Origin of the sequence: Photobacterium carnosum, from assembly GCF_002849605.1 — a bacterium.
In the GTDB taxonomy this organism is placed as follows: domain Bacteria; phylum Pseudomonadota; class Gammaproteobacteria; order Enterobacterales; family Vibrionaceae; genus Photobacterium; species Photobacterium carnosum.
Genome location: NZ_NPIB01000001.1, coordinates 220,510 through 247,238 on the forward strand (window position 1 = coordinate 220,510; position 26,729 = coordinate 247,238).

Here is a 26,729-nt window from a genome sequence, read left to right on the forward strand (position 1 = left end):
TGGTAAAAATAACCGGATCCATAACATTCTTATAGGGTGGCGAACACCTTAGATCCTACTATTTATTTTTACTCATAAAGCATAATTACCACTTAACAAATGCAAGCTTAGATTGATAAGTACTATTATCACATTTTACTTAGATGATTGGGCTAAACATTTTTAAACCACGTTAAAGCATCATTAAATGCCATCGGTTTAGCAAAATAAAAACCTTGGCAGATATTAATACCACACTGCTGCACAAACTGTTTTTCTGCTTCTGTTTCAACGCCTTCAGCAACCAAAATACAGCCTGTCACTTCACTTATTTTAGCCAACAGCTGATATAAATTTTTCTCACGATCATGTTCAATATTACGTAATAAGGTACGATCTAACTTTACTTTATCAAAGTTAAACTTCAATAAATGAGGAAAAGACGCATAACCGGAACCAAAATCATCAATCGCAACCGTTATTCCTAATCCTTGCAATACCTCGATATTTTCTGATACCAGCTTATCATCTTCAAGTATGGCTTCTTCTGTGATCTCTATTTCTAAGTTCAATGGTGAAATAGCATAAAAACTTAATCTTTCAAGAAGATAAGCAACAATATGCTTATCCGAAATTGTCTCCGCTGAGACATTAATTGCTATTTTACAACCATTATCAAGTGGCATCTTTTGCATATCTTTTAGGACCAAATCAATCACCATTTTATCCAGCTGCTTCATTGCGCCTAATTGCTGGAAATCTTGAATAAATAATGGTGGCAATATTTTACCGTCCACATCTTTATAGCGAACAAGTGATTCAAACGATAATCCTTTACCCTGACTTAAATTAATTTGAGGTTGGTAGAACATCACAAACTCACCATGATTCAACATACGACTAACACGGCGGCTAATATCATGCTTACTCACATAGCTCGTCATGGCTTGATTCACATCACCTAAAAACGATTTAAGTGTGCTACGTCCAAGCTCATATTGCTGACTTATCGATGTATTATTAGATCGGCTTTTTCCCGCATAATGCAGATAAAATGGCCGATAAATAACAATCCCTATAACAACTACAATTATCTGTAATATAACCCCAGATAAACTGTGCTGAGTGGCAACATAACCACTCAGAAAAGGAGGTGTCATCCAATCCACAATTGTCGTCACTGGGTGCACTAATCCAGATGAGATCGCACCATATACAACCACAAAACTCACTAAAGGAACGCAAACAAAAGATACAATTAATATTGGATTAAAAATAATCGGCAAACCAAACAGTAATAGTTCATTGATATTAAAAATCACCAACGGTAATGCTGATAGTGCTAATGTGATATGTCGTCTTTCTTTTGAAAATAATAAAATACAAAACAGCAGACTGATCATATTCCCAGAGCCACCCATCGATAAGAAAGCATCATAAAACCCCTGCCCTAGCACATTTAAAGGGGCTTCTCCTGCTTGCCAATCAGCAATGTTTTGTTGAGTAACTTCAAATAATTGCTGCTTTGTTCTGAAAAGAAAATTATGACCATTAATGCCAATTGCACCTAATAATCCCAAAATGAATTGATAGGTTAAGCCACCGTAAAAAGTGAGTGGATTCGGAGCAATATAATTATCTATGTTTTGACTAAACGCGATCACAATTTTAGTTAATTCCTCCAACCCAACGGCTAACAAAAGAAAACAAAAAAAATGGAATACATGTTTATAGAGTGTTCGAACAAAATCTAAACGAGAAGGATCGAGCGGAAAAAGACGAAATGAAATACAGCATGATGCAGCAATCATTGCTGAAAGTAGTGCCACAAGTGGGTTATTAGGCAACCCATTATGATCAGAAACTAAACCATTAGGCACCGACACAGCAATTAATAACAGTAATGAATATGGCACAACCACCATCGCATTAACGCCATGCTTAGTCGCAATGTAGTAACTGGTAATTAAGCACAGTGCAATCGGATAGATTCCAATTAATAAATTAGAAAAATAAAAAAAATAGTTCGCTAATTCACTAAAATCAACCCATTTTAATGCATACCCCACAAATAATGTGATCGCATTACAAATAATTAACGGCAGTAATAATAAAAAAACAATAGAAATATCACGGATATAATCGTTGTAATATGATTTTAATATTGATTTTTTGTTCATACATTCACAGTGTCGATAGAAAGGGCACTGGATTATATAGAGCAATTATAAATGCTCAAGCTAAAAGAGTGTAACTAGGTATTTCGTATCGAAAATAAAACTAAAAAAATACACACATGATGTGTGTATTTTTTATTAATTAACAGTCGTTATTCATTACGCATTATTTTTTTCAAACATCTGCATAAAGTCTACCAAAGCCTGAACACCGTCTAAAGGCATCGCATTATAAATAGAGGCACGCATACCTCCAGCAACACGATGGCCTTTCAATGCTTTTAATCCGACAACTTCAGCTTGAGCTAAAAACACTGCATCTAAATCTGGATTTTTTAATTGAAATGGTACATTCATGACTGAACGGTTATCCGCATGAACATTATTAATATAGAAATTAGAGTGATCAATAAAATCATACAATAATTTAGCTTTTGCAAGGTTGCGCTGTTCCATTGCAGCAACCCCACCGACGCTTTTAAGCCATTTAAACACTTCACCCGCTAAATACCATGCAAATGTTGGTGGTGTATTAAACATCGAGTCTTTATCAACTAACACCGTATAGTCTAAAATACTCGGTAAAATTGATTTAGCTTTACCTAATAAATCATCACGTACGATAACAATTGTTAATCCTGCTGGACCAATGTTTTTTTGAGCGCCCGCATAAATAACACCATATTTAGACACATCAATTTGACGAGATAAAATAGTCGATGACATATCAGCGACAATCGGTTTATCCGTTATCGGTAAATCACGAATTTCAATACCGTCAATGGTTTCATTTGGACAAAAATGCACAAATGCAGCTTCGTCAGAAAGTGACCATTCGGCGGCGGGTAAAATAGCCTTCTTACCTTCTTTTACGCAGGTAATATCAATATTATTAGGCTGACAATACTTAGACGCTTCTTCAACAGCACTGTGCGCCCAAAAACCACCATCCATATAATCGGCAGTGGTTGCTTCACCCAATAAATTTAACGGCACAGCAGCAAATTGACCACGTGCACCACCATGACAAAATAAAACATGGTAATTAGCAGGAATATTCAGTAAATCCCGTAAATCTTGTTCTGATTGAGCGGCAACCGCAAGAAATTCTTTACTACGATGGCTGATTTCCATAACGGAAGTGCCTAAACCCTGCCAATTAATTAATTCGTGTTGGGCTTGCGCCATAACATCAGCGGGGATCATTGCCGGACCGGCACAAAAGTTATAAACCTTATCCATAATGTGGTACTTGCTCCTGCTCGAGTTACAAAATAAAAATTTGCTGCTTCATAAAGCTAATAGCATCACAATCAGTACTACTTTTAGCATTACAAAACAGACAGTAAAGATAAATATCAACATTGTGACAGATATCATTCATTTATTTCTACACCTTTATTGCGCAACTTTAAAGATTTAATTAACGATTCATTAGTTATAAATATGAAGACAAAAAAAAACGCAGCCAAATGGCTGCGTATTATTTAGAATAAAGCACTATAAGGCTTACTCTTGCTCGGTTGAATCACCTGATTCTACATCTGTTGCTGGTAGTTCTGTATTTTCAACAGCTTCACCATCAACTAATTCAGCATCTTCAATTAATTCAACTTCTGCTGGCTCATCAATACGCTGTAGACCAACAACTTTTTCACCTTCAGTCGTACGAATAAGTGTAACACCTTGAGTATTACGACCTACACGGCTAACTTCAGCAACACGAGTTCGAACTAATGTGCCACCATTGGTGATCATCATAAATTCGTCGCCGTCTTCAGCTTGAACAGCACCAACAACGCTACCGTTACGCTCAGAGACTTTAATTGAAACTACACCCTGAGTGGCACGGCTCTTCGCCGGATACTCAGCAAGGCCAGTACGCTTACCATAACCATTTTCAGTTACTGTAAGAATATCGCCTTCATTGTGTGGAACAATTAGCGAAACAACTTTATCGCCTTCAGCAAGTTTAATACCACGAACACCAGCCGCAGTACGACCCATGCCGCGAACGCCACCTTTGGTATTGCCTTCGTCGTCAATAACAACTGGGCTTTCGTAGAAACGGACTACTTTACCGTATGCTGAGAACAGCATGATATCGCAGTCACCATCAGTAACATCAACACCAATCAATGAATCGCCTTCACGTAAGTTAACGGCAATAATACCGGCACTACGAGGACGACTAAAGTCAGTTAATGGTGTTTTCTTCACAGTACCATCAGCCGTTGCCATAAAGACAAACTTATCTTCTGTGTATTCACGCACAGGAAGAATAGCAGTAATACGCTCATTTTCTTCTAGTGGTAAAATATTCACAATAGGCTTACCACGAGCAGTACGGCTCGCTAGTGGTAATTGGTACACTTTCAGCCAGTACATACGACCGCGACTTGAGAAACATAAAATCGTGTCATGGGTATTAGCAACCAACAAACGTTCAATGAAGTCTTCTTGCTTCATGCGCGTTGCTGCTTTACCTTTACCACCACGACGTTGCGCTTCATAGTCACTCAGAATTTGGTACTTAACGTAACCTTCATGAGAAAGCGTAACAACAACATCTTCTCTAGGGATTAGATCTTCTAAATCAATATCATTGCTTGCTGCTGTGATTTCAGTACGACGTTCATCGTTAAACTGTTCTTTTACTAGCTCTAATTCTTCACGGATCACTTCCATCAAACGCTCAGAGCTTGATAGGATGAACATTAGTTCAGCGATTTCTTCAAGAAGTTGCTTATATTCTTCAAGAATTTTACCGTGTTCAAGACCGGTTAACTTATGTAAACGAAGATCAAGAATAGCTTGCGCTTGTTGTTCTGTTAAGTGGTATAGATTGTCACGAATACCAAATTGCTCTTCTAGCCAATCTGGACGTGCGGCATCAGTACCAGCACGCTCAAGCATTGCTGCAACATTACCTAGCTGCCAGCCACGAGCAACTAATGCTGCTTTAGCTTCTGCTGGTGTATTTGCCTGACGAACTAATTCAATAATTTCGTCGATGTTTGCAAGAGCAAGTGCTAAACCTTCAAGAATATGAGCGCGATCGCGTGCTTTACGCAATTCAAAAATAGTACGACGCGTCACCACTTCACGGCGGTGATTAACGAAGCACTTAATCATTTCTTTAAGGTTAAAGATCTTTGGTTGGCCGTTATCAAGCGCAACCATGTTGATACCAAATGTTGTTTGTAACTGCGTTTGAGCATAAAGATTGTTCAGAACAACTTCGCCAACCGCATCACGCTTACATTCGATAACAATACGCATGCCGTCTTTATCTGACTCATCACGTAATGCACTAATACCTTCAACTTTCTTATCTTTAACAAGCTCGGCAATTTTTTCGATCAAACGTGCTTTGTTAACTTGATATGGAATCTCATGAACCAGAATAGTTTCACGACCATTCTTTTCAGTTTCGATTTCAGCTTTGGCACGCATGTAAACTTTACCGCGACCAGTATGATAAGCATCAATGATACCTTTACGGCCATTGATCATCGCAGCTGTTGGGAAGTCAGGGCCTGGAATATATTCCATTAGCTGATCAATAGTGATGCTCTCATCATTGATATACGCTAAACAGCCGTCAATCACTTCGCCAAGGTTATGGGGTGGTATATTCGTTGCCATACCAACAGCAATACCAGAAGAACCATTCACCAATAGGTTAGGAATCTTCGTTGGTAATACTGCAGGTATCTGCTCGGTTCCGTCATAGTTAGGAACAAAGTCAACCGTTTCTTTGTCTAAATCTGCGAGTAGTTCATGCGCAATTTTAGACATACGAACTTCGGTATAACGCATCGCAGCGGCAGAGTCGCCATCGATTGAACCGAAGTTACCTTGGCCATCTACGAGCATGTAGCGTAGGGAGAACGGTTGTGCCATACGTACAATAGTATCGTATACAGCACTATCACCATGAGGGTGATATTTACCGATAACATCACCTACCACACGGGCAGATTTCTTATATGCTTTATTCCAGTCATTGCCTAGCACATTCATCGCGAATAAAACGCGGCGGTGCACAGGCTTAAGGCCATCACGCACATCAGGAAGAGCACGACCAACGATAACTGACATCGCATAGTCGAGATAAGAGCTTTTCAGCTCATCTTCAATATTTATGGGCGTGATCTCTTTTGCAAGATCGCTCATGGAGCCAATATCCCTCAGGTAATTTCTGTCGTATTTTTATACGTGCAAGGTGCAATAATATAGCATATTTCAGCCTTAATAGGCACACCTTTCACGGCTTATGTTATGAGTAATTTAGCGGAATTTACAGAAAACAGAAACAAACATCGTCACATCTGTGGATTAACCGCACATTGCTGTTTATTTATTGTTCATTATACCAACTATCTTAAACTACTCTTTTTAACCTACAGAGTATGTAATTATTTGTAAAAACAAGATGTAACACTGTTTTATAGATGGAACATCTTAAAATTAACAAAATAAAATCAAAAATGCGACATTTGGCCGTTTATTAATCATTATTATTGAGCACACTGTATTTGATGATTCGTCATTCAGAAGATGTTTGTATTTTCGTTATGACTAATTCATTGATGTCTAAATAACACTATTGTTCAATTAAACATTCAATGCTTTAAACATAAACTCACTGAGGATAAAATAATGGGTGCAGCAATTAACATAATTGGCATATCAATCATTATCGGTAAATATATTTAAATGCTCATACTGGCGATTACTACCTTGTTCAGAGGTGTATTCACCCCAGAATTGATTCCTGCCACAATAAGCAGTTTCAATGAGTGACACTTAAATATCGCCAAATAGTACAATTGTACTTAGCGTACATATCCCCAATTTATTATAGATATCAAAATTTTCTCTTAAAACTTGTCACAGTTATCCTTTGCAACTACCACTTTATTTCGCATAATAGCAAATATCAATTAAGGAAAATGGCACCACTAAAATGACCAAATCGCGTAATGTTGACCTTGCAGAAATCGAAAAATTTGAACAAATAGCTTCTCGTTGGTGGGATTTTGAAGGTGAATTTAAACCCCTTCACCAAATTAATCCGTTACGTTTAAATTACATTATTGACAATGCCAATGGCTTATTTGGTAAAAAAATCCTTGATGTCGGTTGTGGTGGTGGCATTTTAGCTGAGAGCATGGCGATTGAAGGCGCAAAGGTTACTGGCCTTGATATGGGTAAAGAGCCCTTAATGGTAGCTAAATTACATGCATTAGAAACGGGAACAAAACTGGACTACGTACAATGTACAGCAGAAGAACATGCTGAACATCATCATGACGCTTACGATGTCGTGACCTGTATGGAAATGCTTGAACATGTCCCAGATCCCGCATCCGTTATTGCGGCATGTGCAAAAATGGTTAAACCTGGTGGACATGTTTTCTTCTCAACATTAAATCGTAATATTAAATCGTATCTATTTGCGATTGTTGGTGCTGAACATGTTATGAAATTAGTGCCCAAAGGTACCCATGATCATCAAAAATTTATTCGCCCATCGGAGTTAATCGCAATGGTCGATCAAACACCATTACAAGATCGTCATATTATTGGACTTCATTATAACCCTCTCACTAATACCTACAGTCTTGGTAAGAAAGTTGATGTCAATTATATCGTTCATACAATTAAGCCGTTATAGTTAACCTTATCAATATTAAAGGAGATCACTTTTTCTCCTTTAGCTACATTCCGCTAACAAATACCACGATTATTATAATTTTAAGGATCAAAAAAGCCCAGTAAGATCAAGGACTATTAATGCTTTATTTAGCTAAAAATCCACCATTTTTTTGATTCAAATTCGAGCCAAAAAAGCAATAAAAATAAATTTTATTTATCTAAAAAAATAACTGAAAAAGCATTGATTTTTACTATCTATTTGATGCTATTCGCCACATCAGTAAGTTGGTACTAACTTTTTATTGAAATCCCCATGTTATCCACAGCTGGTCAAAAAATACCATCTTGCAAAACCACGCATTCACCACTATCTTGTAAGCACTTTCGCTCAACACCCCAACATGTAGTGTTTTTGCCGAATAACTATATTTATAATAAAGTTCACATTCTTTGCTAATCTAATAGATAAATTACAAAAAAATATCATCTGCAAGGAAAACTGGGAAAATAATAACAAATGACTCAACAACTAACAGTTACCAAGCGCAACGGTCGTAAAGAACTTATCGATCTCGACAAAATTCACCGTGTTATAGACTGGGCTGCAGAAGGCCTAGAAAATGTATCGGTATCTCAAGTAGAACTAAAGTCACACATCCAGTTTTATGATGGTATCCGTACTGATGATATTCACGAAACTATCATTAAAGCAGCTGCTGATCTGATCTCAGAAGAAACACCTGACTACCAATACCTTGCTGCTCGATTGGCAATTTTCCATCTTCGTAAAAAAGCCTATGGTCAATTTGAGCCACCAACACTTTTTAACCATGTTAAAAATTTAGTTGAAAAAGGTAAGTACGATAGTCATCTATTAGACGATTACACCGAAGAAGAATTTACGGTGATGGATACCTTTATCGATCACTGGCGCGACATGAATTTCTCTTATGCTGCGGTTAAGCAACTTGAAGGTAAATACCTCGTTCAAAACCGTGTATCAGGTGAGATTTTTGAAAGCGCACAGTTTCTTTATTTATTAATTGCAGCAGCACTGTTTAATAAATACCCGAAAGAAACCCGTCTTGATTACATTAAGCGTTTTTATGATGCTTCATCAACATTCAAAATTTCATTACCAACGCCAATCATGGCTGGTGTACGTACACCTACACGTCAATTTAGTTCATGTGTACTGATCGAATGTGATGACAGTCTTGATTCAATTAACGCAACTGCAAGCTCAATTGTGCGTTATGTGTCACAACGTGCAGGCATTGGTATTAACGCGGGTCGAATTCGTGCATTAGGCTCTGAAATTCGTGGCGGTGAAGCATTCCACACCGGTTGTATTCCTTTCTACAAATACTTCCAAACAGCAGTTAAATGCTGTTCTCAAGGTGGTGTTCGTGGTGGTGCTGCAACATTGTTCTACCCTATTTGGCACCGTGAAGTTGAATCACTATTAGTGCTAAAGAACAACCGTGGTGTTGAAGAAAACCGCGTTCGTCATATGGACTACGGTGTACAGATTAATAAATTAATGTATACCCGTTTAATCAAAGGCCAGAACATTTCTTTGTTCTCTCCTTCTGACGTTCCTGGTTTATACGATACATTTTTTGCTGATCAAGTTGAATTTGAACGCTTATATAACTTGTATGAACAAGACGACAGCATTAAAAAACAATCTATTAAAGCGATTGAACTATTCTCATTGTTGATGCAAGAACGTGCGTCTACAGGTCGAATCTATATTCAAAACGTTGACCACTGTAATACACACAGCCCGTTTGATCCGGCTGTTGCACCTATTCGTCAATCAAATCTATGCCTTGAAATTGCGCTACCAACCAAGCCATTAAAGAATGTTGAAGATGAAGATGGTGAAATCGCATTATGTACATTATCTGCATTTAACTTAGGTGCGATAGATAGCTTAGATGATTTAGAAGAGCTTGCTGAACTGACAGTTCGAGCACTAGATGCATTATTAGATTACCAAGATTACCCATTACCTGCCGCTCGTCGTTCAACAATGAACCGCCGTACATTGGGTGTGGGCGTAATTAACTTTGCTTACTACTTAGCAAAACACGGTGTTCGTTATTCAGATGGTAGTGCCAATAACTTAACCCATGAAGCTTTTGAAGCGATTCAATACTACTTATTGAAAGCATCAATGAACCTAGCTAAAGAATACGGCGCTTGTCCGTTATTTAACGAGACCACGTATTCACAAGGTATTTTGCCTATCGATACTTACAAAAAAGAAATCGATAATATTTGCAATGCAGAATTACATTATGATTGGGAAACATTACGCGAAGAGATCAAGACACATGGTCTGCGTAACTCAACCCTTTCAGCATTGATGCCATCAGAAACATCATCACAAATTTCAAATGCGACCAATGGTATTGAACCACCACGTGGATACGTTTCCGTTAAAGCATCAAAAGATGGTATCCTCAAGCAAGTTGTTCCTGAGTTCGCTAAATACAAAGATAACTATGAGTTACTTTGGAATATTGGCAGTAACGATGGCTACCTACAACTTGTTGGCATTATGCAGAAGTTTATTGATCAGTCTATCTCGGCAAATACTAACTATGACCCGAGTCGACAACCGGGTGGCAGAATCCCAATGAAACTGCTACTAAAAGATCTGCTTAATGCTTATAAATTAGGCATTAAAACACTTTACTACCATAACACTCGAGATGGTGCATCAGATAGTCAAAGCGACCTGAGTGATGATGATTGTACAAGTTGTAAAATTTAAGCATTAAAAAGGGAGCCATATGGCTCCCTTTAGATTTGAGGATATCATGGCCTACAGTACTTTTTGTCAAACAAGTAACGATCAACTTAAAGAACCTATGTTCTTTGGTCAATCTGTGAATGTTGCTCGTTATGACCAGCAAAAATTTGAAATTTTCGAAAAACTTATCGAAAAACAGTTATCTTTTTTCTGGCGTCCAGAAGAAGTTGATGTTTCTGGTGATCGCATTGATTACAATAATTTACCAGATCATGAAAAACATATTTTCATCAGTAATTTAAAATACCAAACGCTACTTGATTCAATTCAAGGCCGTAGCCCTAACGTTGCATTATTGCCTATCGTTTCGCTACCAGAATTAGAAACATGGATTGAAACATGGTCGTTTTCAGAAACGATCCATTCACGTTCTTATACTCATATCATTCGTAATATCGTCAATAACCCATCGATTATTTTTGATGATATTGTGCGTAATGAACATATTATTAAGCGTGCTGGTGATATTTCTAAATACTATGATGATTTAATCGTAGCAACCAATGATTACCACCGTTACGGTGAAGGTCAACATTCAGCTAATGGTATTGCTTTCACCGTCGATTTACATGAAATCAAAAAGAAACTTTACCTGTGCTTAATGTCTGTTAACGCATTGGAAGCAATTCGTTTCTATGTCAGTTTTGCTTGTTCATTTGCTTTCGCTGAGCGTGAAGTGATGGAAGGTAATGCAAAAATCATTAAGCTAATTGCACGAGATGAAGCATTACACTTAACAGGTACTCAACATATGTTGAACTTGTTACGTAATGGCCATGACGATCCACAAATGGCAATCATTGCTGCTGAATGTGAAGAAGAATGTTTCAACATCTTTAAAGCTGCAGCAGAGCAAGAAAAAGAATGGGCAGAATACCTATTCAAAGATGGCTCTATGATTGGCTTAAACAAAGAAATTTTATGCCAATACGTCGAATATATTACTAATTTGCGCATGGCCGCTGTTGGTCTACGTTCTGCTTATGACGGTGCCAATCAAAATCCAATTCCATGGATCAACTCTTGGTTATCATCAGATAACGTTCAAGTTGCGCCTCAGGAAGCTGAAATCAGCTCATACCTTGTTGGTCAAATTGACAATGACATTAGCGCTGATGATCTTGGTGATTTTGAATTGTGAGTCAATTAACCATTACGGTTAATGGTATTAAGGTTTGTGGCAATCGCCATGAACCTTTATTAACCCAGTTAGAAAAAGCGGGTATTAAACCTGAATATCAATGTCGCAATGGCATGTGTGGTGCTTGTCGCTGTAAACTCATCTCAGGTGCTGTCACACAACAAGATGCGCTGGCTTTCATTGGTCCAAATGAAATATTAAGTTGTTGTTCTCTTCCACAACAGAATATTGAAATTAGTTTTGATTACCAATTAAATACTCAACAACCAACTAAAACTAAAATAGCCCTTTAACGTTATCTGATTATTTTGATCAAGATAAACAATAAAGAGCTATTTTTTATTGTCTGTCAGTGGTGTAGCTAACTACTTCACACACATTACATGATAAACACCATCTTCAACTTCAGTCCCTTCCGTTTCATGTTCAAAGCCTGGGAATTCTTTATCCCAAATTTCTAAACTGTGCAAATAACCGATTTGAGGGCTATTGGCATCACCAAAGTTCTCACCAGACATTAGCATCGGAATACCCGGTGGATAAGGAATAACGGCATTTGCAGCAATACGCCCTTGGAGTTTATTGGATGGCACCATTTCAACATTATCATCCACTATCGCTTCAAATGCTGCTCGTGGTGTAATATCAGCCTTAGGTAAGGTCGAATAAGCCGCATTTAACATTTCAGATGGCGTATGCGTTTTCAAATAAGTAAACATCTTATCACCCAAGTCTTTAAGCCCTAAATCACCATATACTTTTGGGTGACTCGCGGCGAGATCAGGTAACACTGATTTCAATGGGGTATTATTATCATAATGGGTTTTGAAACTCAGTAACGTATTCACTAACGTTGCCCACTTACCTTTGGTTATCCCCATTGAGAATAAGAACATCACTTGAAAATCAGTGGTACGGGTTGGCACAATACCAAAACGGGTTAAATATTGGGTCACTAACGCGGCAGGTACACCTGTATCAAGTAATTTACCGTCATCTCCCATTCCTGGTGCTAAAATACTGACCTTAATGGGATCAAGCATGCACCAATCTTTTGGAATATCGTCGAAACCATGCCATTTATCGCCTGGTTTCATGATCCAAAAATCTTGGTTAGTAGCCAATAATTCTGCCGGCGCATCTTCAAAACCATATTCAACCCCGGTTTCAGGATCAACAATAGATTCCGCATTCCATGGTTTAAAGAACCAATCACCATCAGCAACAAATTCTCGATGCAAGCGTCCCATTGCTTGACGATAATCAACCGCTTCTTTAATGACTTCATTAGTTAATGATTCACCACGATTACCGTCCATTTGTGAGACAGCAATATCGTTTGAAACACTGATAGCATACAGTGGTGATGTGGTTGCATGCATCATGTATGACTGGTTAAAACGCTCAAAACTAATATGATCTTTACCATTACGGACATGGATCCACGAGGCTTGAGACAGTGCATTCAATAATTTATGGGTTGAATGGGTTGCAAACACCGTCGGGCCATCATCAGGGGTCTCTTGTGGCTCGCCACGCATTGCAAAGTGATCGGTATAAATAGGATTAAAACGCGCGTAGCCATACCATGCTTCATCAAAGTGAATACGATTACTACTCTCGCTTAAAATATCTTGGGCTCGTTTTGCGTTATAGCATAAGCCATCATAAGTACAGTTTGTCACCACCGCATATGTTGCCATTCCACCCGCAAGATGTTTTGTTAACTCACTACTTTGTGCCGATTTTTTTAGACCTTCAGGCGACATTTGATCAGGATAAATCGGTCCAATAATGCCGTAACGATTACGGGTTGGCACCATATAAACAGGTAATGCCCCGGTTAACATTAACCCCTGCTCTATCGACTTATGACAATTTCTATCACAAATTGCTAAGGTGTTTTCTCTCATACAAATTTGCATGATGGTACGGTTTGCACCAGATGTACCTGTTACCAATGAATAAGATTTATCAGCACCAAAGACTTTAGCTGCATAATCTTCACTTTCACCAAATGCTCCAGTGTGATCGAGTAATGAACCCAGCGAACCACGCTCAATACCCATATCTGAGCGGAACAGCCCTTCCCCATAATAATTATAGAACCGCTGACCTTCAGGTGTTTTTAGAAAACCGACCCCACCTTGATGACCCGGTGCCGCCCATGAATATTCATGAATACTGTCGTACTTCATCATTGCATTGGCGAGCGGCGGTAATAACTGATCACGATAACGTTTCATGGCAGCAATTGCCCTACCCGCCATAAAATCAGAGGTATCTTCTAGAATCCATGCAAACTCACTCACTAATGACATCAAATGACGATCAACTGTTAAGGTCATTTTCTTACGTTCTGCAAGTAAGAAAACTGGAACACCTTGCTGACGTTGATTTAATTTTTCAATCAGTGAAAAGAACATATCATTCTCTTCTTGTTGCTGTCCCGTCATGCTTGAGGTCAACATAAAGCAATCAACAGCCATATTAACATTAAGCATTGAATAACAATCATCGTAGGTAGATGCTTTGGCGACAATAATTGATTCATCTTCAAATTGTTCAACTAAACGGTCAATGGCATTTGCAACCACCCCCGTAGCCTGAGAATTATCAAAAATTAATACTCTCATATGCTTACCATAATTCAACATATACAATCCTTTACTTTAAGATTAATAATTAAGATTTCGTTTAATACAATAAAACTTACGATGACACTTTATTATTTACCGCTTCACGACTAGCAATAAACCCATAAAAGAAATAACCCAGTAACGTAATGATAGCGCCATAGAATACAGCCACCTCACCAGTAGAATATGCACCATATATACTATATAGAACGGCAACTGAACCAATAATAATACCGTTGTTATATTCTTTTTGATTAACATCTGCATTCTTCATAATAATACCGAGTGCAGTTAATGCTAATACATAAGGCACCATATTTATAAATACGGCTAAGTTCACTAATACATTGAATTGTTTTAATAAGGTTGGGGAAATAGTCATAATGGCAAGGATTAACTCAAAGGCTAACATAATCATCATACCTTTAAATGGCGCATCATATTTATTCACATCGCCAAAAATTTTGGGAAATAAACGCATATCCGCAGCCACTTTAGAAACCTGCGCATTAGTAAATTGCCACCCAAGCAATGATCCTAAACAAGCCATGATTGCCATTGCGGTAATAATTTCACCGACTAATGGGCTAAACATTTGTGCAAAAACAAGCCCAAAAGGAGAATCTGATTTCGCTAATACTTCATTGGGAATAATGCCTTGAATAACGGTTGTGGAAGCAATATAGGTTGCCGCAGAAAATACAGTCGCCAACATACATGCTAATGGCACATTACGTTTTGGATTTTCAACCGTACCCGAGTTAGCACCTGCTGATTCAATACCTAAAAAGGCCCATAATGTGAGTGCCATACCCGAATAAATTGCACTGCCAGCCGAGATATCATGCGGATTCCAAGCTTCTTCAAACACTTTAGCATCAAACCAAAACCAGCCAATAATGGATAAACCCAACACTGGAATAATAATACCCCATACCGTTATTGTAGATATTTGTCCGGTTATTTTCGCGCCCTTAACATTGGCAAACATAGTAATAATTAAAATAGAAATAACACCAACAAAAGTATGTATTGGTGTTTCTTTTAACCACGGAATAAAATATTCCAAGTAGCCGACACATGACACTGCGATGGCTACAGCACTAATAACAAGACACACATAGTAAGTATAAGAGGCAATAAAAAAACTGGATTTACCATGTGCTTTTTCTGCATAAGCGGACATACCGCCATCATCCGTACAATACATGCCACATTTAGCAAATGCATAAGCAATCGCTAATGCACCAATGGCAGTAACAACCCATGCAAGTAAAGCTATCCCTCCTGTTGCGGCTAAACTTGAGGGTAATAATATTATCCCCGATCCCATCATATTAACGGTCACAATGGTCGTTAATCCCATTAGTCCCATTTTGTTATTATTTGAACTCATAACGTGAACTACCTTATAGCTTATTTAATTACATTTAAAACACTATTATTTATATGGAATTACCCATCACTGTGTTATATCGAAATAAGTATAATTTAAAATATGAAGGTAGGTTTATTTGTTAATGATATATTCTAATGTTTTACCTATATATAATTAAATAAGTTTTTTTTTGCGTATTTCTATTTTCTGAACTAAGTAACTTTGTTATTTATTTAATATTCAACAATTAATATCCACAAAAAAAAAGCGTATAAAAGAAATTTCCTTCTATACGCTATAATATATTTTTTATTACAACATTATTTTATTTTAAATGTAGCAATAACATTATCGTTATTATTTTTAATGCTTAATGTATTATTATTAATGCTATAGCTAGCAAATTCAGGCAATGCCACTAAGAATGCTTGCTCTAATTCCATTCCTTCCATACACATTTTACGTGTCGATGCTGCTTGGCCTATCGTTAATGTTGTTGCTGTTTGAGATTCTAATGCACCGTGGAAATTATTACAGCCAGAAAAGCCATTAACACTATTCGTTGTTACATCAAACTGAATAAATGCATTATTGCCACCAGCGCCAGGTTTCACCGCTTGGCCTGATAATGTCACTAATTGCCATTGTGGCCCAGCAAGTGTGGGTTGATTAGCTTGTGGCGCTACATTTTGAGGTGGCGCAACACGATCTAATTTAACCTCTAATGGCTGTTTTGCATCAGTTGCAAACGGATCCATCGCTGACGTTGAAGTCATGATCAATTTATCATTTACTTTCACCGTTGCTCTTACATTGTAACGGTGGTTAGTTTTTATTTTATTCGCATCATAATTTAATGTAACAGGATAAGGTGGAGCACCCGCAATATCCATTGATTCAGTACTTAATGTTACTGATAGCGCGTCAGCAAGAGAGACATCTTCAAGAGCAACATTTAATACCGCACCGGGTGGTAACATACGGCGATCTAAATAGATAACATTTACTTCTAATGGTTTCATATCCGCTTTCTCTGCTTTAACAACAACAGTCGCTTGCTGAGGAGCCTTAACAGTCGCTTCATTATCATTACATGCTTGTAGCATTAAAGCTGATAACATTACTGAGGTTGCTATTACTACTTTTTTTAATTTAAAAGCCATTATTTTTCCTTAAATTTACGGATATTTATTTGAAGAAATTACTCTGCTTATGTTTGAGTTACTCACCATGATTATAACGATAGTTGTAATAACACATGTTACGGTTAGTAACTGTCTTTCGTTAAAGCCTATCATTTATCATTACAATAATACAGCATTCAAAATAACAAAAAATGACAGTAATACCTCATATTATTACTATAGAACCTTATAAATGCTCACTTGCAACGCGATCAAGTGATTCATAACAGCCAAACACATCTTTACCTTGTAAATGTCGGCGTAACATATCAAAAAGTACCGTAGAGATAATCCAACGTCGATTATAATTATTATATTGACGCTTAAACATTAGCTGCTGACACCAGCAACCATCAGGGGTTGAAAGACCTAACATAAAACCACCTTCAGTTAATGATGGACCAGTCGTTAGTGTATATGTTGCGGGAGCATGTAGATGTAATCTCTGTGCTCGTAACGCAATTAAGGTCGATAATTCTTCGACACAAGCCTGCTCATCGATACTATCAGCCATAACTTCACTCACAACTAATCGAGCACTTAATGATGATACATCTTGTAACCAATTAACGGCAAAGCCACCAGAGCTTTGTTCTGATAATACTAACGTTGCATCATCAGTTAATAAATTAGCAATGGTATTTAGTAAATCACAGCCCTCACCGACAATATTATCACCAAGCAATTCAATCATATTTCCCAATAATATCGGTACCTGACAGTCATCTTGTGGTGCAAATAATTTTATTTCGATAAAGGGCAACGATGAGCGATAACCTAAACTACATGTTTCTGGTAATGTTAAAGATTGAAACAGATCACTAATACCCGATTCAGACAGACCATAAGTGTAAAGACGATGACAGACTTTGCTATTTGTTACATTAAACATGGTCTTCAAACGCGGTAAGATTTGATCATTCACCATAACTTTAAATTCACTTGGTACACCAGGCGTAAAAAATAACCACGCACGATTTAACTGCATCATAAAACCACAAGCAGTACCAACAGGGTTATCAATTAATTCAGCACCTTCGGGTAACATCGCTTGTTTAAGATTAGCCGCAGGCATCACTCTTCCCACTTGCTTATACTTGGCCGTCATTTCATCGACCCAGGCATTTGATTGCTCAAGACCAACATTAGCCGCCATTGCCGCAGAAGCAGCAGTAAGATCATCAGATGTTGGCCCTAAACCGCCATTAACAATCACAATATCCGCACTTAAACTACACATTTCAATTTCTTTAGCTAATGCTTCATAGTTATCACCCACAGTCACACGGCGCGTCATCGCAAAACCTTGTTCAAACAACTGAGCTGATAACCATGCCGCATTAGTATCGGTAATATCCCCATATAGTACTTCTTCACCTGTACTGATCATTACGACACTAAGCATGGTTGTTATTCCCTATAAAATATTGCTGATTTTTTATAGTTTATGCTGAACCCTACGCCATGGACAGAATATTATGCATCACCATTATTATTGATTTTTTTGTTAAATCGCCAGAATAGGTGTATACAATTATTTACACAATAAAGATAAGTTGACAGTTATAAACTCTATCGTTAATGTAACGAACAACAGCAAAATATTATTAATTTGCAATTACACCTAGCTTAGAGAGAATAAACGTGCAAACTACCCATCCTAAGACTGCCTATCGATAGCCACAGTGGCTCAATCTAGGTGTAAACATTTTAAAACACTTCATCTCGATTATGCCATTGTGGCCTTCTTTATATATAGGGAGCGACCACAGGTGTATTTATACCCCCTCCCACGTTAAGTTCTTATCCTTCAGGGAGTGACATAATCATGTCTTTAAATAAAACATTCGGCAGTATGCTGATCATTGCAGGCACTACAATTGGTGCTGGTATGCTAGCCCTTCCTCTTGCCTCCGCAGGATTAGGATTCACTACCGCAACAATTATCATGGTTGGTATTTGGGCGTTAATGACCTACACCGCATTATTAATGTTAGAAATCCATCAACATGCAGATCCTTCCGCAACACTCAATACATTGGCACTCCAATTATTAGGTCGTAAAGGTCAAACTATCGCAACATTAGCCATGTTCTTTTTATTTTATGCATTATGTGCAGCTTACATCGCAGGTGGTGGTAGCCAGTTAAGTGAAAGAATATCAACGTGGACAGGAACAACTATTGCCCCTCAAGTTGGAGCGGTGGTGTTTACGCTTATTATTGCCAGTGTGGTATCAATAGGCACCCACAGTGTTGATATCGTTAACCGTATCCTTTTCAGCGCAAAAGTAATTGCACTTGCGCTAATGCTTGGACTGCTGCTACCTCATATTCAAGGGCAACATCTCGTTAATATGCCCATTGAAAAAGGCTTAATTCTGTCTGCATTACCGGTTATTTTTACTTCTTTTGGCTTTCACGGTAGCATTCCTTCCATTGTTCGTTACATTGGAATCGATATCAAAGTACTGAAAAAAATAATGATCTTTGGCTCTGCGCTACCACTAGTCGTATATATTTTATGGCAATTAGCAAGCCAAGGAATAATGAGTCAACCACAATTAATGGCGAACAGTACACTTGGGGCATTTATTGGCAGTTTAAGTCAATTACTGCATAACCCGATGGTAGGTCAATCTGTCTCTATCTTTGCAGATTTAGCACTTGCGACCTCCTTCCTTGGTGTCAGCTTAGGACTGTTTGATTTTCTAGCGGATACACTTAATCGTGGCAATCACTTAATTGGACGAGGACAAACTGCGCTAATCACCTTTTTACCACCACTCGCATTTGCTATTTTTTATCCTCAAGGATTTATTATGGCATTAGGCTACGCTGCTATTTCATTGGTTATTCTGGCAATATTCCTACCCGTTGCCATGGTTAGCGCACAGCGTAAAGCACAACAAACAACAAACAATCCATCAGGGTATATTGTAAAAGGTGGTTCACTGTCTTTAGCTATTGTAACCATCACCGGTATTATTATTATCACAGCCCAGTTATTACAAATGGTTGGAATAATACCCGCGGTAGGTTAATCATTATCCGCAGCACATAAATGACAAGAATATTACTATCCTTGTCATTTATCTAAACGGCACAATAAACCATAAAAATCATATTAAAAAATGAACCAATATCACGCAATCACCATAAATATATACTTTACTAGCATTATTTCAGTTATCATTTTGCAAATTAGCACATAAATACAAAGAAAGAAGTTGGAGATGGATCCATTCTCACTGTTATATTATCTCCAAAATCCAATCTGGGTCTTTGATATCGATAATAAAAAAATCCTATGGGCAAATGATAAATCACTGCGTTTATGGGAAGCAACATCAATTGAAGAACTCTTAAATCGTGATTTTAGCCAAGATATGTCAGCGGCTGTCGCTGCAACATTCTTAGAATACCAACAAGCATTCAAAGCAAATAAAGTCATTAAAACTTGGTGGAATTTTCACCCTAGAAAAATCGCCAAAAATACACTCTGCTTATTTTCAGGGATCCCTATTGAGAATGATCGTATGGCCATGCTGGTTGAAGTCATTGCTGATGAGTCTTCATTACGCCATGATCTTGCATTCTCCGATTGCTCAAATTTATCATTACTTTTTTCGAGTAACGGTAACTTTATCAGTGCTAATAATGCTTTTTTAAATAATTATGGCGACAATTTAATCGATCTCTCTGAGTTTATTGGCGATACAAATATTTCTCAGCAATGGTTAGAAGAGACAAAAAAAGATAATAATTTCAAATGCAATCGCTTATGTTGGACAGGACAAGGTCATCATTGGTTTGATATTGAAGCAAAATGGCTCAATAATAACTCACAACTATTATTGCAATTAATCAATGTCACCAAAGATAAAGAAAAAATCAACAAAGAAAAATATAATGCTGAGCATGATTTTCTTACAGGTTTAATGAATCGTCGTGGTGTTTCTGCAGCATTAAAAGCCAGTCATCATCATCTATCTCATTATAGTTTACTGTTTCTTGATCTTGATGGTTTCAAACTGGTTAATGATTCTTATGGTCATGCCGTTGGTGATAAATTATTACGCGCAGTCGCAATACGATTATTAAATATTGTCAAAGACAAAGGTCTTGTTGCCCGTTTTGGCGGTGATGAATTTATTATTCAAATAGAGAAGCGTAATTATACCACTATCCCTGATTTTACAGATCAAATAATAAAAACCTTAAATCGTCCTTTTCATATTAAAGATATTGGTGAACTCTCTATCAGTTGCAGTATTGGTACTGCAAATTATCCTGATGATGCCAATAATTTTGATACGCTGGTAACACAAGCAGATATGGCAATGCACCGCGCTAAACAACGTGGCCGAAATTGTTATTATCCATTTTTACAAGAAATGGCCGATGCGTTATATCGTAAAATGACCTTACGTCATCATTTATCACAAGCGTTAGAGAATCATGATTTTGAGCTGTATTATCAACCTATTGTTAATTTAAAAAACCAACAATTAAAAGGTTTTGAAGCATTGATCCGCTGGCATGATGATTCACTAGGTCAAGTTTCACCCGCTGAGTTTATTCCATTAGCAGAAGAGACGGGGCAAATTGTTCCGCTAGGATTATGGATTTTACACAATGCTTGTCAACAACTGGCCTATTGGACCCAACATTATAATCAATCTTTTATTATCAGCATCAATTTATCACGAGCACAATTACAACCAAGCCTTGCGCAAACTATTGAGCAAATTATTAGCCAATATAATGTTAATCCAGCACAACTCGCATTAGAAATCACAGAATCAGCCATGCTACAAGATTACTGTGAAACCAAACCTTGTCTTGATGCATTAGCGGCAATGGGAATTGAATTATATTTAGATGATTTTGGTACGGGTTATTCCTCACTATCACAACTTCATGAGCTACCTATTAGCACGGTTAAACTTGACCAAAGTTTTGTTCAAGGCAAACACACAAGTAATAAAGTTATTATTGAAGCGACCAAAGCTATCTGTGAAAAGCTAAATTTAAAAGTTGTCGCTGAAGGTGTAGAAACACAAGTCCAACTTGATTATATCAATCAATGTGGTTTTGATTATTGCCAAGGATATTTCTTTAGTAAACCGATGCCAGTACATGAACTTGAAAAAAAATATTTCCACACGACCTTAATGAATACTCCGACATCACTACCCTTCTAAATAATAATTATTTCCCTATCATTAATTTGATAGGGAATATTTAATTATAAATGCATCCGATCACGCCGTTCAGCATGAATCAATAAATTACGGGGCGTTATAGGTTTATCACAAAATGAGCCAATCATGACGTCATATCCTTGCTCTTCAAGAAAACAAGCACGATCCAAGGCGAGCCAAATTTCAAGTGGTCGTCTAAATAATTGCCGAACAAGTTCCATTCTTTCTGTAATTCTAAATCGCTTTTCACCCTGACGTTGCCACTCATCAAAATCAATGTTCTCAGGTAACTGCACACCTCTTCTTGCGGCAGCCCACTGACAAAACGCTTTAAAACCTTGCGTCAATAATGCTTTTTGTACATTAGGGACAGAAAGGTAAATATCCGTTTGGCTTAATTCACGTTGTAATAAATCAAATCCTAAACGAAAGCTTACTTCCACAAATCGTAACTGTTTTACTCGATTACCCGCAGTAACCGTTTCTTGTAATGGGAGCCGTAAATCATGTTTAGATAAAACCAATGTGCTTGTTTTAGCAACTGCCGACATTGGCTGATAATGTGACTGGCGGATTAAATGATAACAACAAGGTGAAATACTGACTGCGGCCACTTTTTTAGCAACCACTCGCTCTAATAATGACACATGCAAATCACCACAGGCATGTAACGCAACCGCATGTTGATTAGTAACAATAGCCTCATCACTATCTGCGCTAAATGCATCGGCATGAACAAAATTAATGTTTAATTGTAATTGTTTTGCGGCTTGCTCACCGTCGATACATAATTGCTGTTGCCATTCAAGGCTCGTGACTGGCTGTTGATGTGATATCGCCAATACACGCCCAAGATACCCTTTACCCGCACACCATTCTAACCATGGTAAACCTAATGCTGGTAATACCTCATTAAAAGCGATAATTTGTTGCCATTTTCGTCCGGGAATACCGCTATCAAAACCTTGGGGTATGAATGTTTTCGTACGCGCTAATGGCTGTATTTCAGTTGCAAGTTGAGTTAGCACCTCGGCGTCTTCAATCCATGGCATTAATGCTGCCGTTAATGCATGAATATCATCCCCTAACAACTGTAACTGATTGTCATCTAATGCCATTAACCACTGACAAAACGGCAAATTTTGATGCCAAACAAACCCACGTTCAGCAAACGGCATAAACTGCCAAAAATGACGATTCTTTACCAATAATGCATCAAGACGATGAAAAAGCTCAACGTAGTTAGACATAAACAACCATTAACCCACCAAAATTGGAGGCTAGTGTATACCAAGCTAACGACTTACACATTAATCAAATAAAAAAACCGCCATCACTAGCGGTTATGAATCAGGCTAACAACAGATTATATTATCTAATCGGTAAATCCATTGAAGCAAACATATTATTTATTTCTGCTGCATTTTTTAATGCTATAGCTTGATCAACAACATTACGCGTAAGATGAGGCGCAAAACGCTCTATAAAATCATACATATAAGTACGTAAAAAAGTGCCTTTCTTAAAGCCTATCATCGTCATACTTGACTCAAAAATATGGCGAGCATCAATGGCGACTAAATCATGATCAGCATCAGGATCCATCGCCATACTTGCGATAACCCCAACACCAAGACCTAAACGTACATAGGTTTTAATAACATCCGCGTCTGTTGCAGTAAAAACGATTTTTGGCGTTAAGCCTGAACGATTAAAGGCACTATCAAGTTCTGAACGCCCTGTAAAACCAAACACATAAGTCACTAATGAGTAAGCAGCTAAATCATGAATAGTAATCACTTTTTTAGTCGCAAGAGGGTGATCTTTACGTACAACAATAGAACGATTCCAATAATAACAAGGCAACATAATCATATCTTGATATAAATGTAATGCTTCTGTTGCTATTGCAAAATCAGAATTACCTTTACCAACAGCATCTGCAATTTGCGTTGGTGTGCCTTGGTGCATATGTAATGACACTTTAGGGAATCGACGTGTAAATCCTTGAATCACCTGCGGCAGTGCATAACGAGCTTGGGTATGCGTTGTTGCAATATTCAACGTACCCATTTCAGGGTGAGTGTGCTCGCCGGCAACCGCTTTAATACTCTCAACTCGTGATAAAATATCACGTGAAATGCGTACAATTTCTTCGCCAGCAGACGTCACTTTAGTTAAATGCTTACCGCTACGTTCAAAAATTTGAATACCTAATTCATCTTCTAATAAACGCACTTGCTTGCTAATACCCGGCTGAGAAGTATATAAACTCTCTGCCGTTGAAGAAACATTAAGGTTATGATTTACGACCTCAACGATATAACGTAATTGTTGTAATTTCATGGTCTCGCCCAATCAATAATCCGTTACCTTTCACACCTATCCATAAATTCATTTACTGATTTTCATTTCAAAGCATGATCGTGCAACCATGTAATAAATATTTTATATATTGAATTAGCCTTGTTTCATAGTATTAATTTACTTTTAATTATAGAAATACACTTCCACAATCAAACAGGCATAAGGCAATGCACAAACATACGCTAACATATGAGCGTTTAATTATATTAAATAATATGTTAAAAATAGGAGAGAAATAATAATATTATTATCTAAAAATATTCCGTAAAAATCGTTTTATCTTCTATAAATTACGCTATATTTACTCTATAACTCTGTATATTGAAGTAAACTTAGAATAAAAACAAAGCATTTAATTTAAAAAGCCATATCTTTCTCTGTAGCATTAATTAGTTAGCATTTTTTACTAACAAACTACCACCAAACAACGAGATAGTGTATCTTCATTGATACTATATCAACTTTAGAAGATAGACACATTTTATGAGTATTCCTCTTATCATTGGCTTAATCAGCCTGCTACTCATTTTAATTGTTGGTTACAATATAATCATTCAATACCGTCAGCGACTAGAAAGTGCTAAACAACAAGAATTGGCTAAGCAAGTATCAATCATTGACGCCACAGAAGAACTTATAAGTAACGCTAGTCATTTACCCTATAGTAAAGAACTCTTAGTGTGTCTTAATCGACGAATTCTTTATGCTCTAGAAACGATTGCTGAAGTTGACACTAAAGACCGTTCACTAAAACAACGTATCCATCACGTAAGCGAACAATTAACACACCTCGAAACACATTTTGACCAATCTAATATTGTCTCTTTTCAAGTCCCAAATTCTGATCGTCAAGCCATTGGTATGCTCCAACTGGTTAAACGATTAAAAAATGTAATTAAAAGCGAGCATGGTAAAGGTCGAATTGCGACTCAAGCCTACGTTATTGAAAATACACGCTTAGAAAACATGCAATTAAGAATTAATATTGAAAATGTTGTGAAACGAGCTAACGATGCCCGCTTAAAACGTCAATTTGGAACAGCCAAACAATTACTAAAAAAAGGCATTGATGTTCTATCTTCTCGTAATGATGATTATGCGACTAAAGCCCAGCAGAAACTTCAATATATGCTGAGTGAAATTGATAATAATATTAGTGTCAGTAGTGAACAAGAACGACAACAATTACTCGATAAAGATAATGATGAATTAGATGTATTATTCCAACCAAAACGGAAATGGTGATTTAATTCCCTTTGTCTTAAAATAACACAACGATAAAGGTCGCAATAGCGGCCTTTTTTACGTCATCAATAACAATAAAAAAGATATGCCTTATGAATATCGATAGCACTCAACACATGGTTAATGAATTACTTAAACCTATCAATCAATTTCTTCAATGTGGCACCCCTGATAGCTGGATCAAAGAAGCGATTAAACCTGAAAATCTGATCCCATTATTGGTCGATCATTGTAATTGTGAGCTTAAAGCAAGTCAGACGGCCATGTTTATGGTGCGTAAATATGCCGTCGAGAAACAAAGTGGTGAGGCACTAATGGCATGGGCGAAACCTTATGAAGATTTCGTTTATGGTGGAAATAACCGCTCAACAGCCCATTTTCACAGTAAGAAAAATGGCCTACTCGCCCCACTCACGCCTCGCAGTGATTTTTCTCATGGCCAAGAATTGATCGATAAAATGGTGCGGCTAATAAAAGAAGAATTTCATCACTTTGAACAAGTGTTAGAGATTATGGATAAGCGTGGTATCCCTTATAGCAACCTTCATGCTGGACGTTATGCCAAAGGGTTAATGAAAGCCGTACGTACTCATGAACCAGCAACCTTAATCGATAAGCTTATTGTCGGTGCATACATAGAAGCACGTTCTTGTGAGCGATTCGCTAAACTTGCTCCTTATTTAGATCCAGAGCTGAAGAAGTTTTATATCTCGTTATTACGCTCAGAAGCACGCCATTATCAAGATTACCTGACACTGGCTGAAAAAATCGCTGGAACAAATATTGCCGATCGCATTCGAGCAATTGGTAGCAAAGAAGCAGAATTAATTATGACGCCTGATGATACATTCCGGTTTCACAGTGGTCTTCCTGTCACCACCAACGCTTGTGTTTAAAATCATAAGATCACGTGTAGCACCTACAA

The 26,729-nt window shown here is 37.4% G+C and carries 17 protein-coding genes; 8 read left to right on the top strand and 9 right to left on the bottom strand.

The annotated features are described in order from the left end of the window. Nucleotides 1–152: 152 nt before the first annotated feature. From CIK00_RS00995 to gyrA, 3 genes are all read right to left on the bottom strand, one after another. Entirely contained in the window at nucleotides 153–2,159 is a 2,007-nt protein-coding gene (locus CIK00_RS00995; protein ID WP_101767064.1) for an EAL domain-containing protein, read from the bottom strand. A 156-nt stretch (nucleotides 2,160–2,315) separates the two neighbouring features. Continuing rightward, entirely contained in the window at nucleotides 2,316–3,398 is a 1,083-nt protein-coding gene (gene serC / locus CIK00_RS01000; RefSeq protein ID WP_101767065.1) for a 3-phosphoserine/phosphohydroxythreonine transaminase, read from the bottom strand. Between the two features lie 267 nt (nucleotides 3,399–3,665). Further along, nucleotides 3,666–6,335, bottom strand: coding sequence for a DNA topoisomerase (ATP-hydrolyzing) subunit A (gyrA, locus tag CIK00_RS01005; protein ID WP_101767066.1), 2,670 nt, complete (start codon nucleotides 6,333–6,335; stop codon nucleotides 3,666–3,668). 793 nt (nucleotides 6,336–7,128) lie between these two features. Between gyrA and ubiG the strand changes: the two genes are divergently transcribed. From ubiG to yfaE, 4 genes are all read left to right on the top strand, one after another. Then, nucleotides 7,129–7,839 carry a bifunctional 2-polyprenyl-6-hydroxyphenol methylase/3-demethylubiquinol 3-O-methyltransferase UbiG gene (gene ubiG, locus CIK00_RS01010; RefSeq protein WP_101767067.1) on the top strand — a complete coding sequence of 237 codons (711 nt, stop codon included), beginning with the start codon at nucleotides 7,129–7,131 and terminating at the stop codon, nucleotides 7,837–7,839. Nucleotides 7,840–8,337: 498 nt separating this feature from the next. Then, nucleotides 8,338–10,605 (top strand): class 1a ribonucleoside-diphosphate reductase subunit alpha, encoded by a 2,268-nt coding sequence (gene nrdA / locus CIK00_RS01015; protein WP_101767068.1) that lies wholly within the window; start codon nucleotides 8,338–8,340, stop codon nucleotides 10,603–10,605. Nucleotides 10,606–10,651: 46 nt separating this feature from the next. After that, entirely contained in the window at nucleotides 10,652–11,785 is a 1,134-nt protein-coding gene (gene nrdB, locus CIK00_RS01020) for a class Ia ribonucleoside-diphosphate reductase subunit beta (RefSeq protein WP_101767069.1), read from the top strand. Further along, nucleotides 11,782–12,078 carry a class I ribonucleotide reductase maintenance protein YfaE gene (gene yfaE / locus CIK00_RS01025; RefSeq protein WP_101767070.1) on the top strand — a complete coding sequence of 99 codons (297 nt, stop codon included), beginning with the start codon at nucleotides 11,782–11,784 and terminating at the stop codon, nucleotides 12,076–12,078. Before nrdB ends, yfaE begins: the two co-directional genes overlap by 4 nt. A gap of 72 nt (nucleotides 12,079–12,150) precedes the next feature. On the opposite strand, the gene adiA is transcribed toward yfaE, so the two are convergent. The 4 genes from adiA to CIK00_RS01045 form a co-directional block, all read right to left on the bottom strand. After that, nucleotides 12,151–14,442 (bottom strand): arginine decarboxylase, encoded by a 2,292-nt coding sequence (gene adiA, locus CIK00_RS01030; RefSeq protein ID WP_101767071.1) that lies wholly within the window; start codon nucleotides 14,440–14,442, stop codon nucleotides 12,151–12,153. A 55-nt stretch (nucleotides 14,443–14,497) separates the two neighbouring features. After that, entirely contained in the window at nucleotides 14,498–15,820 is a 1,323-nt protein-coding gene (gene potE, locus CIK00_RS01035) for a putrescine-ornithine antiporter (RefSeq protein WP_101767072.1), read from the bottom strand. A 302-nt stretch (nucleotides 15,821–16,122) separates the two neighbouring features. Continuing rightward, the gene (locus tag CIK00_RS01040; protein ID WP_101767073.1) at nucleotides 16,123–16,965 is read right to left on the bottom strand and encodes an META domain-containing protein; all 843 of its coding nucleotides are present in this window, start codon (nucleotides 16,963–16,965) and stop codon (nucleotides 16,123–16,125) included. A gap of 208 nt (nucleotides 16,966–17,173) precedes the next feature. Next, nucleotides 17,174–18,391, bottom strand: coding sequence for a CinA family nicotinamide mononucleotide deamidase-related protein (locus CIK00_RS01045; protein ID WP_101767074.1), 1,218 nt, complete (start codon nucleotides 18,389–18,391; stop codon nucleotides 17,174–17,176). 423 nt (nucleotides 18,392–18,814) lie between these two features. On the opposite strand from CIK00_RS01045, the gene tyrP reads away from it, so the two are divergent. Together tyrP and CIK00_RS01055 are read left to right on the top strand one after the other, a co-directional pair. Beyond that, a complete protein-coding gene (tyrP, locus tag CIK00_RS01050; RefSeq protein ID WP_101767075.1) occupies nucleotides 18,815–20,029 on the top strand; it encodes a tyrosine transporter TyrP in 1,215 nt (404 codons plus the stop codon). A gap of 192 nt (nucleotides 20,030–20,221) precedes the next feature. Then, nucleotides 20,222–22,192 (top strand): putative bifunctional diguanylate cyclase/phosphodiesterase, encoded by a 1,971-nt coding sequence (locus tag CIK00_RS01055; RefSeq protein WP_101767076.1) that lies wholly within the window; start codon nucleotides 20,222–20,224, stop codon nucleotides 22,190–22,192. Between the two features lie 44 nt (nucleotides 22,193–22,236). Here CIK00_RS01055 and CIK00_RS01060 read toward each other — a convergent pair whose 3' ends face one another. Further along, complete coding sequence (locus CIK00_RS01060; protein ID WP_101767077.1) at nucleotides 22,237–23,442, bottom strand: methyltransferase; 1,206 nt, start codon at nucleotides 23,440–23,442, stop codon at nucleotides 22,237–22,239. A gap of 121 nt (nucleotides 23,443–23,563) precedes the next feature. Continuing rightward, entirely contained in the window at nucleotides 23,564–24,538 is a 975-nt protein-coding gene (gene cysB / locus CIK00_RS01065) for an HTH-type transcriptional regulator CysB (protein ID WP_101767078.1), read from the bottom strand. A gap of 504 nt (nucleotides 24,539–25,042) precedes the next feature. Between cysB and CIK00_RS01070 the strand changes: the two genes are divergently transcribed. Together CIK00_RS01070 and miaE are read left to right on the top strand one after the other, a co-directional pair. After that, nucleotides 25,043–25,804, top strand: coding sequence for a DNA repair protein (locus CIK00_RS01070; RefSeq protein WP_101767079.1), 762 nt, complete (start codon nucleotides 25,043–25,045; stop codon nucleotides 25,802–25,804). Nucleotides 25,805–25,896: 92 nt separating this feature from the next. Continuing rightward, the gene (miaE, locus tag CIK00_RS01075) at nucleotides 25,897–26,700 is read left to right on the top strand and encodes a tRNA isopentenyl-2-thiomethyl-A-37 hydroxylase MiaE (protein ID WP_101767080.1); all 804 of its coding nucleotides are present in this window, start codon (nucleotides 25,897–25,899) and stop codon (nucleotides 26,698–26,700) included. Nucleotides 26,701–26,729 lie beyond the last annotated feature (29 nt).

Excerpts from the sequence above, each read along its gene's own strand:
- CIK00_RS00995 (WP_101767064.1), bottom strand. The coding sequence starts at position 2,159 with ATGAACAAAAAATCAATATTAAAATCATATTACAACGATTATATCCGT.
- miaE (WP_101767080.1), top strand. The coding sequence starts at position 25,897 with ATGAATATCGATAGCACTCAACACATGGTTAATGAATTACTTAAACCT.
- gyrA (WP_101767066.1), bottom strand. The coding sequence starts at position 6,335 with ATGAGCGATCTTGCAAAAGAGATCACGCCCATAAATATTGAAGATGAG.
- CIK00_RS01045 (WP_101767074.1), bottom strand. The coding sequence starts at position 18,391 with ATGCTTAGTGTCGTAATGATCAGTACAGGTGAAGAAGTACTATATGGG.
- CIK00_RS01040 (WP_101767073.1), bottom strand. The coding sequence starts at position 16,965 with ATGGCTTTTAAATTAAAAAAAGTAGTAATAGCAACCTCAGTAATGTTA.
- CIK00_RS01060 (WP_101767077.1), bottom strand. The coding sequence starts at position 23,442 with ATGTCTAACTACGTTGAGCTTTTTCATCGTCTTGATGCATTATTGGTA.
- adiA (WP_101767071.1), bottom strand. The coding sequence starts at position 14,442 with ATGTTGAATTATGGTAAGCATATGAGAGTATTAATTTTTGATAATTCT.
- serC (WP_101767065.1), bottom strand. The coding sequence starts at position 3,398 with ATGGATAAGGTTTATAACTTTTGTGCCGGTCCGGCAATGATCCCCGCT.
- tyrP (WP_101767075.1), top strand. The coding sequence starts at position 18,815 with ATGTCTTTAAATAAAACATTCGGCAGTATGCTGATCATTGCAGGCACT.
- CIK00_RS01070 (WP_101767079.1), top strand. The coding sequence starts at position 25,043 with ATGAGTATTCCTCTTATCATTGGCTTAATCAGCCTGCTACTCATTTTA.
- nrdB (WP_101767069.1), top strand. The coding sequence starts at position 10,652 with ATGGCCTACAGTACTTTTTGTCAAACAAGTAACGATCAACTTAAAGAA.
- cysB (WP_101767078.1), bottom strand. The coding sequence starts at position 24,538 with ATGAAATTACAACAATTACGTTATATCGTTGAGGTCGTAAATCATAAC.
- ubiG (WP_101767067.1), top strand. The coding sequence starts at position 7,129 with ATGACCAAATCGCGTAATGTTGACCTTGCAGAAATCGAAAAATTTGAA.
- CIK00_RS01055 (WP_101767076.1), top strand. The coding sequence starts at position 20,222 with ATGGATCCATTCTCACTGTTATATTATCTCCAAAATCCAATCTGGGTC.
- nrdA (WP_101767068.1), top strand. The coding sequence starts at position 8,338 with ATGACTCAACAACTAACAGTTACCAAGCGCAACGGTCGTAAAGAACTT.
- potE (WP_101767072.1), bottom strand. The coding sequence starts at position 15,820 with ATGAGTTCAAATAATAACAAAATGGGACTAATGGGATTAACGACCATT.